This is a genomic window from Microtetraspora niveoalba (genome assembly GCF_001570405.1).
Classification (GTDB): Bacteria; Actinomycetota; Actinomycetes; order Streptosporangiales; family Streptosporangiaceae; genus Microtetraspora; species Microtetraspora niveoalba.
In genome coordinates this window covers 11,920-26,772 of record NZ_BBYM01000021.1, presented here as the reverse complement: position 1 = coordinate 26,772, position 14,853 = coordinate 11,920, and the positions used below count along the sequence as shown (strand labels likewise).

General features: G+C 73.4%; 11 protein-coding genes. 8 read left to right on the top strand and 3 right to left on the bottom strand.

All coding sequences use genetic code 11. The annotated features are described in order from the left end of the window. Positions 1-49 precede the first annotated feature (49 nt). Together AWQ70_RS21645 and AWQ70_RS21640 are read left to right on the top strand one after the other, a co-directional pair. Positions 50-472: a hypothetical protein gene (locus AWQ70_RS21645; protein WP_067179121.1), complete on the top strand. Its 423-nt coding sequence runs from the start codon at positions 50-52 to the stop codon at positions 470-472. 38 nt (positions 473-510) lie between these two features. Further along, positions 511-741, top strand: a complete 231-nt coding sequence (locus AWQ70_RS21640; RefSeq protein ID WP_157530224.1) for a hypothetical protein — start codon at positions 511-513, stop codon at positions 739-741. A gap of 401 nt (positions 742-1,142) precedes the next feature. Here the strand turns inward: AWQ70_RS21640 and AWQ70_RS21635 are convergent, their stop codons facing one another. Beyond that, positions 1,143-2,258 carry a glycosyltransferase family 4 protein gene (locus tag AWQ70_RS21635; protein WP_067178956.1) on the bottom strand — a complete coding sequence of 372 codons (1,116 nt, stop codon included), beginning with the start codon at positions 2,256-2,258 and terminating at the stop codon, positions 1,143-1,145. A gap of 68 nt (positions 2,259-2,326) precedes the next feature. Here AWQ70_RS21635 and AWQ70_RS21630 point away from each other — a divergent pair, with 68 nt between their 5' ends. The 5 genes from AWQ70_RS21630 (at position 2,327) to AWQ70_RS21610 (ending at position 9,150) form a co-directional block, all read left to right on the top strand. Beyond that, on the top strand, positions 2,327-3,121 hold the full coding sequence (locus tag AWQ70_RS21630; RefSeq protein WP_067178954.1) for a PIG-L deacetylase family protein: 795 nt from the start codon (positions 2,327-2,329) through the stop codon (positions 3,119-3,121). Between the two features lie 101 nt (positions 3,122-3,222). Further along, positions 3,223-4,269, top strand: a complete 1,047-nt coding sequence (locus AWQ70_RS21625; RefSeq protein ID WP_067178952.1) for a lysylphosphatidylglycerol synthase domain-containing protein — start codon at positions 3,223-3,225, stop codon at positions 4,267-4,269. Between the two features lie 133 nt (positions 4,270-4,402). Next, the gene (locus AWQ70_RS21620) at positions 4,403-7,714 is read left to right on the top strand and encodes an ATP-binding protein (protein WP_373282356.1); all 3,312 of its coding nucleotides are present in this window, start codon (positions 4,403-4,405) and stop codon (positions 7,712-7,714) included. Positions 7,715-7,755: 41 nt separating this feature from the next. Then, the gene (locus tag AWQ70_RS21615; protein WP_067178948.1) at positions 7,756-8,250 is read left to right on the top strand and encodes a DedA family protein; all 495 of its coding nucleotides are present in this window, start codon (positions 7,756-7,758) and stop codon (positions 8,248-8,250) included. An 18-nt stretch (positions 8,251-8,268) separates the two neighbouring features. Further along, positions 8,269-9,150, top strand: a complete 882-nt coding sequence (locus AWQ70_RS21610; protein WP_084517562.1) for a D-alanyl-D-alanine carboxypeptidase family protein — start codon at positions 8,269-8,271, stop codon at positions 9,148-9,150. A gap of 9 nt (positions 9,151-9,159) precedes the next feature. Here AWQ70_RS21610 and AWQ70_RS21605 read toward each other — a convergent pair whose 3' ends face one another. Beyond that, the gene (locus tag AWQ70_RS21605; protein WP_067179117.1) at positions 9,160-9,966 is read right to left on the bottom strand and encodes a TrmH family RNA methyltransferase; all 807 of its coding nucleotides are present in this window, start codon (positions 9,964-9,966) and stop codon (positions 9,160-9,162) included. 149 nt (positions 9,967-10,115) lie between these two features. Here AWQ70_RS21605 and AWQ70_RS21600 point away from each other — a divergent pair, with 149 nt between their 5' ends. Continuing rightward, on the top strand, positions 10,116-11,906 hold the full coding sequence (locus AWQ70_RS21600; RefSeq protein ID WP_084517560.1) for a substrate-binding and VWA domain-containing protein: 1,791 nt from the start codon (positions 10,116-10,118) through the stop codon (positions 11,904-11,906). Between the two features lie 84 nt (positions 11,907-11,990). Here the strand turns inward: AWQ70_RS21600 and AWQ70_RS21595 are convergent, their stop codons facing one another. Next, positions 11,991-14,816, bottom strand: a complete 2,826-nt coding sequence (locus AWQ70_RS21595; RefSeq protein WP_174552408.1) for a glycosyl hydrolase family 95 catalytic domain-containing protein — start codon at positions 14,814-14,816, stop codon at positions 11,991-11,993. Positions 14,817-14,853: the final 37 nt, after the last annotated feature.

The following is a 14,853-nucleotide window of genomic DNA, read 5'->3' as shown; positions in this document are numbered from 1 at the left end:
AGCGTCAGGGCCGATGACCGGCGCCGCACGCATTCGTAGCGTCGTCGTCATGACCAACACCCGCGCCCTGAACTGGCGTCTGATCATCGGGCTCGGCGCCCTCGCACTGATCCGCCCGCTCATTCGCATCGCCGAATCCGGGCTCGGCATCGAGAACCGGCCCGCGGTCCCGATCATCCTCACCGTCGTCATCTCGATCGTCTGGATCGCGGTCGTCGGGCTGAGCGCGAACCCCGCACCCGTACCGACTCTCCTGTTCACCGGGCTGGCTTACGGCGTGCTCTCCATCGTCCTCAGCGGCATCCTGTCCCCGATCATCGACGGACACCTCGACGGCCCGCTGGCGAATCCGATCGCCATCGTGCCCGCCCTGATGATCAACGCCATCTGGGGCGTGGCCGCGGGAGGACTCGCACTCGCGCTCCAGCGTGCGCGCGGCATCCGGCCGCCCACCACTCCCGGAGGCGAATGACGACCGGCACGAGCGCGAAAACCGAGAGGGAAACCGCCATGCGCACCGCCGGGATCGGCGTCCTCGGGCTGATCGGAGGGCTGCTCTTCGCGATCGTGCTCCAGGACATCCTCGCCCGCGCCCTCACCGACGCCGACGGCACACCGTCCGTGCTCGGCATGATCCTCGGCTCGCTTCTGCCCGCCTTCGCTCTCCTGGGCGCCGTACTCGCCGTCTGGCTCGACCGTCGTCACCGCCGAACCCGCTCGAAGGACACCACCGATGACTGAGCGGCATCGCCGAGGGCGAGGCTCATGCCCCGTCGACGGAGCCGGCGGGCGGCGGCCCCGTCCACCGGCCCGCCGCGGTCGCCCTGACGCGGGGGCCTGACATCCGCGTCCCGAATGCGATACCTACTAGTGACCATGAGCGGGTGATCCTGACGAGTTCTTGGGAATCATGAAACCAAAAGGAGGGCCGTAATGAAGAGAGTCCTGATCAGCACGCGGCCTCGGCCGCCCAGGCGACCCCAGCCCATCGACCTGCGCACCCCCTCCGGGCGCGTCCTTCCCTTCTGACTTCGGGCTTCCACCACCCGGGAGCCCTCCGGCGCCCGCTCCCCATGCTCCCCGGGCTCACCGCCCGCCGGCCGAGGATGGGGAGCGCGGCGGGAGGCCGCGCGGCGGACCGGTCACGGGCGTGAGGCGCGGACCAGCTCGTAGCAGCGCTCGAACCCGTCGAGCACGGCGGGCCACGAACACGCGACCGGCTCCACCTCGCGGTTGTGCATCGCGATCGAGGTCCGCAGCCGCTCGTCGCCCGCCAGCCGCGCCACCGACGCGGCCAGCTCGTCGAAGGTCCGGCCGAGCAGGCCCTCCTTGCCCGGCCGTACGAAGTCGGCGACCCCGCTCTGGGATCGCGCGACCACCGGCACACCGGCCGCCCTGGCCTCCAGGGCGGCCAGCCCGAACGACTCGCGCGGAGCGGGCGCGACGAACACGTCGGCCGTGCCGAGCAGCTCCTTGATCCGCTCCCGGCTGAACCGGCCGGGCAACGACACCCAGTCCATCTGCCGCGTGCGCAGGTAGCGCTCCATCGACCCGCGGGCGGGCCCCTCCCCCACGATCGTCGCGCGCATCGCGATCGACGCGGGCACCTGCGCCCGGGCCGCCCTGAGCAGCTTGAGCAGCCGCACCGGCTGCTTGCGCGGCGCGAGCCGCCCCACCGCCACCACATGCACGCCCTCGTCCGCCCGGCCTCCCTCGGGAGCGGCGACCCCGGGAGCGGGACGCCACGCGGAGACGTCCAGGCCGTTGGACACGACGTGGACCGGCACGCCGGCGCCGGCGACGACGCGGATGGGCCGGGCGGCCGCCTCGCTGACCGCCGTCACGGCGATGCCCCAGCGCCGCCACTCGAACGCGGCCTGCAGCCCCAGGTAGACGCCGGAGGTGACCGGATCCCACATGCTGTGCACCGTCACCACGACCGGCAGCCCGGCCCGTACGGCGGCGTTCACCCCCTGCCAGGCGAACGGCGAGACGGCGCCCGCGTGGACGTGGACGACGTCGGGCCGCCAGCCGGTCATCAGCCGGATCAGGTGGACGGTGCCCCGGGGATGAACGGGCAGGTCGAAGGGAAGCCCGGCCACGAGGCGGCGCACGCCCGGGAGGGGCTCTCCCGGGGTCGCGGTCGCCACCTCGACGGTGTGACCCGCCTCTCGCTGCTTCGCGACCAGGTCGGCGACCTGCACCTCGATGCCGCCCAGCCTGGGGAGGTAGCAGTCACTGATGTGAAGGATCCTCACCGACCCAGACTGGCAGAGGCCCGGACCACCATCAAACCGTCGGTCCGGCGGCGTGGAATCATTGCGCTGTGTCGAGAACCGCGGTCTTCTTTCACGCTCATCCTGACGACGAGGCGCTGCTGACTGCCGGGACGATGGCGATGCTGGCCGCCGAGGGCCACCGGGTGGTGCTGGTCGTGGCGACCGCCGGGGAGCGCGGCCTCGCCGACCTCCCCCACGGTGACGAGCTGGGCCGGGCCCGCATGGAGGAGCTGCACCGGTCGGCCGAGGCGCTGGGCTGCGCCCGCGTCGTCCTGCTCGGGTACGGCGACTCGGGGCTGGCCATCGACGGCGGCGTGGCGGACGACCGCCCGGACAACGCGTTCATCGACGCCGACACGGAGGAGGCGGCGCAGCGGCTGGCCACCGTCCTCAAGGAGGAGAGCGCCGAGCTGCTGACGATCTACGACCCGGCCGGAGGGTACGGCCACCCCGACCACGTCCAGGTGTACCGGGTGGGCACGCGGGCGGCCGAGATCGCCGGGACGCCGATCGTGCTGGAGGCGACGGTGAACCGGGACCCGCTGCTGAAGGGCGTGCGGCTGGCGGCCCGCCTCTACCCCAAGATCGACGTCAGGAGCTTCGAGAGCGCCTACTCGCCGAGCCACGTGATCACCCATCGGGTGAACGTCCGCAGGTACGCCCGGGCGAAACGGGCCTCGATGGCGGCGCACGCCAGCCAGACCACCGGCGGCGACGGCGACCGCACCCTCGGAGCCATGCTGAAGATCCCCTTCTGGGCGTACCGGCTGATCTTCGGCACGGAGTGGTACGTCCGGCGGGACGTCCCGCAGGGGACCCGACTGCGGCACCCCTTCCACTGACCGACTCCCACGGGGACGCTCCTCCCAAAGAAGGAGAGCCACCACCCGGCGTTGCCACCAGACTGGAACGCGGTCGCCGACGTGTTGGGGGAGCTGGAAGCATGAGCAAGTGGTTGCGGGTCGTGATGTCGGTCGTCTCGCTCGGACTCGCGACGGCGCTGATCGTCTTCCTCCCGCAGATCGTCGGCACGATGACCGGGGCGAAGGTCTCCTGGTCGCAGATCGGCGGCCTGTTCGGCGCGATGAGCTGGCAGATGGTCGTCCTGATGGCGGCGGTCTGGCTGGCCAGCCTGCTGGCGTACACGTTCGTGCTCACCGGCTCGTTGCCCGGCCTGACGCACGGCCAGGCGCTCACGCTGAACGCGGCGGGCAGCGCCGTCAGCAACCTGCTGCCCTTCGGGGGCGCGGCGGGGGTGGCGCTGACCTTCGCCATGACCCGGGGGTGGGGGTTCACCACCCGCTCGGTCGTCGTGCTCACCCTGGTCAGCGGCATCTGGAACACGCTGTTCCGGTTCATCCTGCCCGCCGCCGGCATCCTCGCGCTGCTGATGTCGGGGCGGGCGCTCAGCCCGGCCGTCGCGAACGCCGGGTGGGCGGGGGCGCTCTCGATCCTCGTGCTGGTCGCCGTGGTCGCGTCCGCGCTCTACTGGGAGCGCGCCGCGCGGATGCTCGGCCGCGCCCTCGACGCCCTCGTACGGCTCGCGCCGCGCAGGATCCGCCCGGCGGAGCACTGGGCCTCCGACGCCCTCACCCGGCTGCGCAAGGACACGGCCGACGTCGTGCACACCCGGTGGGCGACGCTGTCCGTCGGGATGGTGGCGTTCCTCGGCCTCCAGTGGTTCATCCTCGTGCTCTGCCTGCACGCCACCGGCTCCTACACGGGCCTGGCCGAGTCGATCGCGGTCTTCGCGCTCTCCCGCGTGCTGACCAGCGCCGTGGCCACCCCGAGCGGGGCCGGTTTCATGGAGGCCGGCACCGCGCTCGCCCTGGTGGCGTTCGGCGCGCCGGAGGCGGGGGCGACCGCCGCGGCCATCCTGTTCGGCTTCTGGACGTACACGATCGAGATCCCGTGGGGCGGGCTCGCGCTCGGCGGCTGGGCGCTGTTCCGCCGCCGTTCCGACGACCGCGGACCCGCCGGGGTGGAGTGAGGCGTAACCTCGGGGACCGCGTTTCCCCGGTCTGAACGCGATACTTTGTCCGCGGAGGATGACCGGGCTCGGCAGGCGCGAAACGAGCCGTTGCCAGCGAGCGACCCCCCGGGCGCAGGCGACCATGACCACAGTGGCATTCCGGGTTCTCGGCCCGGTCGAAGCGTACGACGGCGGTCGGGAGCTCGATCTCGGCGGGCTGCGCCAGCGGGCGGTCCTCGCCCGGCTGCTGGTCGCCCGCGGCCAGGTCGTGCCGGTCGACACACTGCTGTTCGACCTCTGGGACGACGCGCGCGGCGCGCAGTCCGGACTCCAGGTCTACATCTCGCGGCTGCGCCGGGTGATCGAGCCCGACCGGCCGCGCGGCGGCCCGACCCGGTTGCTGGTCACGGTCGCGTCCGGCTACGCCCTGCGCGCCGCCCCCGAGCAGGTGGACGCGCTGCGCTTCGAGGCGACCGTACGCGCGGCCGGCGAGCGGCTGGAGGAGAACCCGCCGTCCGCGCGGGCGCGGCTGGAGACGGCGCTCGGGTTGTGGCGGGGCACGCCGTACGCCGACTTCGCCGACCAGCCGTGGGCGGAGGCCGAGGTCGCCCGGCTGAACGAGCTTCGGCTGGTGGCGCGTGAGCGGTACGCCGACTCGGGGCTGCGGATGGGCCTGCACGCGGAGACCGTCCCCGACCTGGAGGCGCTGACGTCGGAGCACCCGCTGCGCGAGGAGGGCTGGCGGCTGCTCGCGCTCGCGCTGTACCGCTGCGGCAGGCAGGGGGACGCGCTGGCCGCGCTGCGCCGGGCCAGGGCGGTGCTCGCCGACGAGCTGGGCATCGACCCGGGTCCCGCGCTGCGGAAGACGGAGGCCGACATCCTCGCCCAGGACCCCGGCCTCGACCTGCCTCCGCAGGCGCAGCGCCGGGTCCACGAGGCGGCCTCGTCCTGGCCGCCCCGCCCGGTGGAGGCGGGCCCGGTGCCGCCGCTCGAACCCGAGCCGTTCGTGGGACGCGACGGAGAGCTGGCCACGCTGCTGGCCGCCGCGCCCCGCGCGCAGGCGGGCCGGTTCACGGTCGCGCTCATCGGCGGCGACGCGGGGGCGGGCAAGAGCACGCTGGTCCGCCGGCTCGCCGCGCGGCTGGACGGCTGGGTGGGCGCCGCGGGCGGCTGCCCCGACAGCAGCACGACACCGCCGGGGTGGGCCTGGGTCCAGGTGCTCCGGGCGCTGGTCGAGAGGCGGGGCGCGGGCGAGTACGCCGCGCTCCTGGCGCCGCTGCTCGACGACGCCGCGCCCGACACCGCCGACGACGAGGCGTCCGGCGGGTTCCGGCTGCACCGGGCGGTCGGCGGGTACCTTTCCGCGGTCGCCCGCGAGGCGCCGCTGCTCATCGTGCTGGAGGACCTGCACTGGGCCGACGAGCAGACGCTCGCGCTGCTGCGCGCCCTGCCCAGCCTGCTCGCCGCGAGCCGGGTGCTCCTCGTGGTCACCTGCCGCGAGGGCGAGCTGAACGACCGGCAGCAGGACGTGCTGGCCGCGCTCGCCCGGCTGGCCCCCGTACGCGTCGGGCTGGACGGGCTGGACGACGCGTCGGTCGCCGAGCTGGTCCGCGCGACGTGCGTGCGGGACGTGGACGAGGAGGTCGTGAGCGCGATCGTCGCGCGCACCGGCGGCAACCCGTTCTTCGTGAAGGAGACGGTGCGCCTGTTCGAGGCGGAGGCCGACCTCTCGCAGGTGCCCTCGGGCGTGCGCGACGTGCTGCGGCGGCGGGTGGCGCGGCTGCCCGAGCGGGCGCAGCAGGTCCTGCTGCAGGCCGCGGTGATCGGGCGGGACGTGGACGTGGACGTGCTCGTGGACGTGTCCGGCGACGAGGACGCCGTGGTGGACGCGGTCGAGGCGGGCCTGCTCGCGGGCCTGGTGACCGAGCCGGGTCCCGGGCTGCTGCGGTTCGACCACGACCTGGTGCGCGACACCATCTACTCCGACGCCTCGCGGCTGCGCAGGTCGCGCCTGCACGCGGCGGTCGCCTCGGTGATCGAGCGGCGCAACCCCGGCGACGTGGCCGCGCTCGCCCACCACTACGAGGCGGCGGGCAGCGTGGAGACGGCGGCGAAGGCCGAGCGGTACGCGGGCCTGGCGGCCGAGCAGGCCGAGCGGCGCTTCGCGCACCGTGAGGCGGCCTCGCTGTGGCAGCGGGCCATCGCCGCCTTCGACCGCGCCCGCTCCGGCGGCGAACGGGAACGCCTGGAGCTGCAGCTCCGGATGATCAGGGCGCTGGCGCTGTGCGGGGACATGACCGCCGCGCGGGCGCACCGCCGGGAGGCGATGGACGTCGCGCTGCCGCTCGGCGACCTGGAGCTGACCGCGCGGGTCGCGGCCGCGCTGGCCGTGCCGCACAAGGGCATCGCCCGCGACCTCACCCGCACCGCCTGGGAGATCGTGGACGTCACCGAGAAGGCGCTGGTCGAGCTGCCGGCGGGCGAGCAGTCGCTGCGCGCCAGCCTGCTGGCCACGCTGGCGCTCGAACTGGAGGGGTCGGCGACGCAGCGCGGCTACCAGGCGTCGCTCGAGGCCGAGGAACTGGCGCGTTCCAGCGGCGACCCGTCGCTGCTCGCGATGGCCCTGAGCGGCCGGCTGCGCCAGTCGTACACGATGACGCAGGTGGACGAGCGGGAGACGATCGGCCGCGAGCTGCTGCGGGTCGGCGCGGAGTCCGGGCAGATCGCGGTGCGGACGCTGGCGCACCTGGTCCTGCTGGAGTGCGCGGCGGCGCGCGGCGACTTCGCCGAGGCCGACGCGCATCTCGCCCAGGCCGAGCGGCTGGGCCGCCGGTACGACCTGCCCGCGCCGGCCGCGGTCGGCGCCTGGTACGCGGGGCAGCGGCTGATGATCAGCGGCGACTACGCCGGGGCGGAGCGCGCGTATCGGAACGCGGCCCGGCTGACCGCGCGGGCGGGGATGCTGGAGGGCCGCCAGGACCTGCCGCTGATCGCGTCGTTCTGCCTGCATCTGGTCCAGGGTCAGGCGGACGGGATGGTCGATCCGCTCGGGGAGGCGCACCAGCGGGGCGCCAAGTGGACCCTCGACGCGTACGCGCTGGCCCTGGCCTCGGCCGGGCACATGAAGGACGCCCGGGCCGTCGCGACGTCGCGGGAGCCGGTCCGGACCGACTACCTGTACGAGCTGGCCCTGATCTGGCGGGCGCTGGCCGGCATGCTCCTGTCGGACACGGACCGGATGCGCGAGGCGTACGACCGGCTCGTCCCCTTCCGGGACCGGATCGCGGGGGCGGGCACCGGCGTGGTCGCGCTCTGGCCGGTGGCCAGGACCCTCGGCGACCTCGCCGTACGGCTCGGCCTGCCGGCGCGGGAGCACTACGAGAACGCGCTCGCGGTGGCGGAGCGGGTGGGCGTGGAGCGCTGGGTGACCGACGCGCGGGCGGCACTCGCGGGCGCACTGTAAGGTAAGCCTGACCTAAGCGAGATGTCCTAGGAGAGGTGGAAATGCCCGACCCGATGTCCGCCTCGTTCCTGGGAATGCCGCTCTGGGTCGTCGTCGCCGTGGGGGCCGTGGCGCTGTTCGGCGCGTTCCAGGCCTACTACTGGATCGGCCACACGGTCGGCAAGGCCCTCTACAGCTCCCGCCTGGGCAGGAAGATCGGCCAGAAGCGCATCCTCAAGGTCGAGAACGTGGTGCGCCGGTGGGGCGCGCTCGCCGTCTACGGCTGCTTCTGGGTGCCCGGGCTGCGGCACTCCCTGCCCTGGGTGGCCGGGGTGCTGCGCATCGACTACCGGTGGTACGTCGTCGCGAGCGCCCTGGGCTGCCTGACCTGGGCGCCGATCACCGCGTTCGGCCTCTACACGGTGTTGTGGGGGTGGCTGAGGATCGCCGCCGACTCCCCGCTGGTCGCGGCCGGCGTCGCCGCGGTCGTGCTGGGCGCGGTCGCCGGCTTCGTCGTGTGGCGTCGTCGGCGGCATCAGCCGGAGCCGGACGCCTGATCGTGCCATCATGACCGGATGCGCATCCGGCTGATCACGGCGTTGTCGGTCGCCTTCCTGGCGTTCGGGCCGGTCGGGACGACCACCGCCGCCGCTTCCACCTCCCTTCCGACCTTTCCGGCGGGCGCGGCGGCGGCCGGGCGGGACGCGCCGTCGGTGACCGCCCGTTCGGCGTACCTCGTGGACACGACGTCGGACACGGTCGCGTTCGCCAAGCGGGACACCCGCCGTGTCCCGGTCGCCAGCCTGACCAAGGTCATGACGGCCTACGTCGTGCGGCAGGAGGCGTCGCTCGACGACGTGGTCACCATCACCGCCGCCGACGTCAGGCACGCCGTCACCGGCGGGGCGACCAGCGGCGGCCTGCGGGCGGGCGAGCGGCTCACCGTGCGCGAACTGCTCTACGCGCTCATGCTGCCCTCGGGCGCGGACGCCTCGCACGCGCTGGCCGAGCGGTACGGCCCCGGCACCCGCCGGTTCGTCGCCAAGATGAACGCCGCCGCCGGGAAGCTCGGCCTGGCCGACACCCGGTACGCCAACCCGGACGGCCTGCCCGCGAAGGGCGGCTACTCCACGGCCAGGGACCAGGTGGCCCTCGCCCGGATCGTGCTGGACGACCCGGTGATCGCGGTGATCGCCAAGAAGCGCAAGCACACGGTGGCCGCCTCGAAGGTCCACCGCGCGCACGTCTGGCGCAACACCAACACGCTCCTGTCGTACGGCGCGAGCGGCCTCAAGACGGGATACACCGCCGCCGCGGGGTTCTGCCTCAGCTTCGCCGCGGTGCGCGACGAGCACACGTTCGTCGGCGTGATCCTCGGCGAGAGCAGCGAGGCCCGCCGGGTCGCCACGGCGCGCAAACTGCTCGACTGGGCGGCCGGGGACGCCGCGGGCGGCTGACCCGCCGGGTCACCCCCGGGCGGGCGCGGTGAGGAGATAGCAGGCGATCGCGGCCGCGGCGGCGACGTTGAGCGAGTCGACCTCCCGGCTCATCGGGATGCGCACCGCCCGGTCGGCCTCGGACAGCCAGCGCGACGACAGCCCGTCGCCCTCCGAGCCGAGCAGCAGCGCGGTCCGCCCGCCGGTCAGCGCCTCCTCGATCGGCACCGCGCTCTCGGCGGGGGTGAGCGCGAGCAGCCGGAAGCCCTGGTCGCGCAGCTCGGCCAGACCGTCGTGCCAGTCCTTCAGCCGCGCGTACGGCACGGAGAAGACGGCGCCCATCGACACCTTGACCGACCGCCGGTAGAGCGGGTCGGCGCACCGCGGCGAGAGCACGATGGCGTCCACCCCGAGCGCGGCCGCGCAGCGGAAGATCGCGCCGACGTTGGTGTGATCCACCAGATCCTCCAGCACGACGACGTGCCGGGCGCCGCGCAGCACCTCCGAGACCGAGGGCAGCTCGCGCCGCTCCATCGAGGCGAGCGCGCCCCGGTGGACCTGGAAGCCGATGATGCCCTCCATGACCTCGTCGGAGACCAGGTAGACCGTGACGTCCCCCTCGTCCCCCGCGAGGTCGGCGAACCTGTCCAGCCACTTGGCCGTCATCAGCATGGACCGGACCCGGTGCCCTGCCGCGACCGCGCGGCGGATGACCTTCTCGCCCTCGGCGAGGAACAGGCCCCGGCCGCCTTCGAGGCTCTTGCGCAGGTCCACGTCGCGCAGCCGTACGTAGTCGGCGATGCGGGGGTCCGTGCTGTCTTCGACGGGAATGACCACCCGCCAAGGGTACGGCGTGCGCCGGGGATTCCGGCCGTTGTCGATCACATACCGTGATCAACTGGGCAAAATGAGTGTTTTGCCGCTTACCTACTTCCCAGTAGTGTGCCGTAAGCATTACCCAGGATCTTCCGTGAAAAGAGGACACCGTGGGCGGACGCCACCGGACAGAGGAGATCGACGGCGGGGACGACCCGTACGCCCCGCGCCGCCGCCGGCCCGCGAGCCGCGGCAAGGTGCTCGCACCCCTGGCCGGAGCGGTCGCGCTCGCCGTCCTGTGCGGCGTGGCCGCGTACGTCGTGGTGAACCGGGACCGGGGCTGCGACGGCGACCGGATCCCGCTCTCGGTGGTGGCCTCGCCGGACATCGAGCCGGCCATCTCGGAGGTGGCCGAGAAGTTCGGCAAGTCCGGCCGTACGGCGAGCGGCAGGTGCGTCGCCGTCGCGGTGAAGGCGGCGCAGTCGGCCGGGGTCGCCAACGCGATGACCGGCAGCGGCCCGACCTCCGGGAAGGTCGACCCCGACCTGTGGGTGCCCGACTCCAGCCTGTGGCTGACCCGGGCGGGGCTGGCCGAGGCCGGTCTGAAGGCGTCGGGGAGCGCGGCGCGCTCGCCGGTCGTGCTCACCGCGTCCAAGGCGGGCGCGCAGAAGCTCCAGTCGGCGTTCAGCCCGGCGAGCTGGACCGGCCTGCTGAACGCGGCCAACGCCGCCGATCCGGACGGCCTGGCCAGGAAGGTGCGGGTGCTCGCGCTCGACCCGGCGCAGAACGCCGCGGGTCTCGGCGCGCTGCTCGCCGGGTCGTCCGTGCTGAAGTCGGAGGGCGGCAACGACGAGCTGCTCGTGGGCGTGCTCCGGCAACTCTCGGAGTCGACCGTGTCCTCGCCGGACAGCCTGTTCGCCACGCTGACCAAGGCGGCCGCGCGCGTCCCCGTCGGCGTCGCCTCCGAGCAGGCGGTGTGGGCGTTCAACACCGCGTCCCGCCCGTCGAACCCGGCGGTCGCGCTCTATCCGAAAGAGGGAACGGTCAGCCTCGACTACCCGATCGTGATCACGTCGAAGGACGCGGCGGTGCGCGAGGCGGCCGAGGCGTTCGGCGCCGAGCTGACCTCGGCGGCCGGCCGCGCCGTCGTGCAGGGCCACGGCTTCCGCACCCCGCAGGGCAAGGGCGGCGACGCGCTCGTCCCGGAGAACGGCGTCAAGGCCGACAAGCCGGCCGAGCTGGCGCTCCCCGACGGCGCGGCGGTCACCAAGCTGACCCAGGCGTGGCACCAGATCAAGCTCGGCACCCGGCTTCTCGCGCTGATCGACATCTCCGGGACCATGGCCGAGCCCGCCGACAGCACGGGCGTGAGCCGGATGCGCGCCATCGGCAACGTGGCCGTCGAGGGGCTGAGGCTGTTCCCGGACAAGACCGAGGTCGGCACCTGGGTCTTCTCCGACAACCTCCGGGGTCACGGGGTGGACTGGAAGGAGGTCGTGCCGATCGGCCCGCTGGCGCAGCAGATCGACGGCGTGACCCGGCGCGACCGGATCGCCCAGGAGATGCGGAGCGTCCAGGCCATCCGCACCGGCAACACCGGGCTCAACGACACCCTCTGGGCCGCCTACCAGAAGATGACCAAGGAGTACGAGGCGGACAAGGTCAACACGATCATCCTCTTCACCGACGGCGTCGGGAACGACGACCCGAACGGCGGCATCGCGAACGACCAGATCCTCACGAAGCTGAAGGGCGCCTACGACCCCAAGCGGCCGGTCAGCATCCTGATCATCTCGTTCAACACCGAGAAGGGGGTGGACCGGGCGCAGATGAGCTCGATCGCCAAGGCCACGGGCGGCGCGGCCTACTTCCCGCAGACCGTGCTGGAGATCCGGGACATCTTCCTGAAGGGCATCGCGCGGCGGCTCTGCGCCCCCCGTTGCGGCGCCGCGCAGCGGTAGCCCGCGCCGGCCGTCGCCGTATCCGGCCCGAGGGCCGCGTCCCCCGCTGCGGGGGACGCGGCCGCCGGGGGACGCGGCCGGGTGTCAGCCGAGCGGCCGCTCCACGCTGACCCCGAACAGGTGCATCCGGGAGCTCGCCCCGAACCGCACCGCCACGAGGTCCCGCGCGGGGTCCGCCGCCACCCACTGATGGAAGATCCGCACCACCAGCGCGTGGTCGCCGGTCACGTAATGGCGGTGCGTGGTCGCGATGGCGACGTCCTCCCCGTTCTCCGGCAGGCGCCCCCAGTCCGACAACTTCAGGGAGGTCGTCGCGCTCGTCCCGTCCGCGTACTCGAGCGTCACGGTGGACGTGGACGCTCCGCTCACCGACAGGCCGAGCACGTTGAGGTTGACCGCCCTGCCCGGCGGCACCTGCACGCGCTGCCCGGCCGGGACGAGATTGTTCTTGCGCCCGTTCTCGTACGACGGGAACACCCAGTCGACGCCGCCGCTGCGCCACGGGCCGGGCGGCGGCATCTCCTCGGCGGGCAGGGAGTACCCCTGCCCGAGGTCGCCGTCGCGCAGCGCGTCCTGCCAGGTGATGCCGTCGTGGTCCAGCAGCCCGTCCAGCGGCACGGGCACGCTCGGGCCCCGCTTCACGCCGGGCCGGCCCCAGGCGTACGAACCGCCGACCGGGGCCAGCTCGGTGTCGGGCCGGGTCCCGGCCGGATGGATCATCACCTCCTCGCCCCTGCCCAGGTCGATCTCCAGCACGCCGTCGACCGTCTTGTGGGCGATCTCCTTCGGGCCGTGCAGGCGCTGGACCTCCCACGGGCCGGGCAGGCCGCCGGGGATCACCCGGCAGGGCTCGCCCGCCAGGCTCTTCACCCGTACGAAGGCCGTGGCGCCGCCGCGGCGCACGGCGCTCACCTCGAAGGCGCCCTCCGCCCGCAGGTTGTGGAAGGCCACGTCGTCCCATGCCGACGGGACCGCCGGGAAGACCCGGACCACCCCGCCCCGGCTCGAGATCAGCATGTCGTGCAGCGACTGGGCGCCGGCCAGCGGCGTCTCGATGACCGGGCCCGTCTCCGCGTACATGGTGTTGGGCCGGACGTAGCGGTCGAGCAGCGTGTTGAGGTACGTCAGGGCGCGGTCGCCGTCGCCGAGCAGCGAGCTCATCGACGAGGCCCCCGTGAACGTGTAGCCCTGCAGCGCCCCGGTGAAACCGACCCAGTGCTTGAGCGACCGCTCCAGCAGGTCGCGGTTGGCCGGGTCCTCCACGTCGAGCAGATGGAGCGGATAGAACCACAGCAGGTGGGAGAAGTGCCGGTGCGACGAGGTCAGCCGCCGGTCGCCGCCGATCCACAGGCCGTCGGCCCCCTGCGGCGGCGCGACCAGCCGGTCGAGCACCTCCCGCCAGCGCGGCGCCAGCTCGTCGTCGACGCCCAGCCGTCCGACCGTCCACAGCAGCGTCCGGCAGCCCCAGGTGAGGAGTGCCAGGTCGTAGTTGCAGTCGCTCGTGAAGTCGTACTCGGGAGAGTAGGTACGGGGAAGGTGCAACCTGCCGTCCGCGCCTTCGGTGAGGAAGTGCAGGTAGTAGTTGATCGAACGGCGCAGCAGCGGATAGAGGACGTCCCGCAGCACCGTGTCGTCCATGGTGTGCCGGTAGCCGAGCCAGACGTTGTGCAGCGCCCAGGTGAGGTTGCCGAGTTCGAGCTTCGGTGCCGCCGCGTCCGCTCCGGCCTCCGCGAGCGTGTCCGTGCGCAGGTCCTCCTGGCTGCTGCGGCTGAGCCCGGCGGAGTCGTGGCGGTACGGCTCGGGCACGTTGAGCACGAGGTTGTCGCGGTGTTCGTCGAGCGAGGCGGTCAGCGAGTCGAGCTCGCGGTGCCCGGTCGCGTTGATCAGCCAGTATTCGAGCTGCGCGTTGAGGTTCCACCAGGTGCCGGGCCACGGGGTCGGCTCCAGCCACTGCGCGCAGGTGCCGACGGGCGGCAGACCGCGCCTGGTCGCGCTGGCGATCTTGTAGAGCTGGACCCAGTAGAAGCTCTGCAGCCGGGCGTCGGGCACCGACACGAAGCTCTTGGTGTAGAAGGCGTTCCACCACGCGCGGTGCTCGGCGGTGAGCGCGGCCGGGTCGCCCGCCCGGTCGAGCACGGCGCGGGCCCGGTCGGTCGCGTCCCGGTCGGGGAAGGTGTGCGCGACCGTGGCGAGCAGCGTCCCGCCGGTGACCTTCCAGGCCGTCGTGGTGCGGCCGCCGGCGGTCAGGTCCTGCTCGCACAGTCCCGGGCTCACCGCGGGGGCCGGGTTGTCCTTCAGCCCCTCGGGGCGCGGGTTGAAGCCGAGCCGCGGGCTCTCGGCCTTGTACGGCGTGAACTCCCATGCCGCCGTCTCGCCGTCGGACGGTTCCGCGGTGACGACGAGCAGGTCCCTGGTCGCGTGGACGAAGGCGCGGAGGGAGACGGCTCCGGCCGACGTGGTGATCGTGCCGCTCAGCTCGGCGTCGAAGAGCGACAGCCGCAGGTCCACGTCGACGATCTCGCCCCTGGTCACCAGGTCCAGGCGGCCGATGCGCAGGCGGGCGTCGCCGAACAGCGAGCCGCCGGTCCCCTGGTGGTCGCGCACCCGGCTGTCGCCGAGCGTGAAGGCGAGCCGTCCCTTCGGCTCGGTGTAGACGGCGGCGCCCAACCCGCCGTTGCCCAGGTAGGGCCCCTCGTAGAACGTGCGCGGGACACGTCCCCAGCGCAGGTCCTGATCGCCGAGGAACGCGGCCCAGCTCTCGGGGGTGTCCATCCGGTACTTCAGCGGGAAGCGCGGCGCCGCGGCGTGGGCCGGCACGGCTCCGGCCATGGCGGGCAGCGCGCCGAGGGCGAGGGCCCCGAGCGCGCCGCCGAGCACGGCCCTGCGTGTCGGGAGGAAGGAGTCGGTCATCGAGATGCCTTTCGATCTCAAGGTTCTGGCGGCCCGG

Excerpts from the sequence above, each read along its gene's own strand:
- AWQ70_RS21640 (WP_157530224.1), top strand. The coding sequence starts at position 511 with ATGCGCACCGCCGGGATCGGCGTCCTCGGGCTGATCGGAGGGCTGCTC.
- AWQ70_RS21595 (WP_174552408.1), bottom strand. The coding sequence starts at position 14,816 with ATGACCGACTCCTTCCTCCCGACACGCAGGGCCGTGCTCGGCGGCGCG.
- AWQ70_RS21610 (WP_084517562.1), top strand. The coding sequence starts at position 8,269 with ATGCGCATCCGGCTGATCACGGCGTTGTCGGTCGCCTTCCTGGCGTTC.
- AWQ70_RS21625 (WP_067178952.1), top strand. The coding sequence starts at position 3,223 with ATGAGCAAGTGGTTGCGGGTCGTGATGTCGGTCGTCTCGCTCGGACTC.
- AWQ70_RS21645 (WP_067179121.1), top strand. The coding sequence starts at position 50 with ATGACCAACACCCGCGCCCTGAACTGGCGTCTGATCATCGGGCTCGGC.
- AWQ70_RS21615 (WP_067178948.1), top strand. The coding sequence starts at position 7,756 with ATGCCCGACCCGATGTCCGCCTCGTTCCTGGGAATGCCGCTCTGGGTC.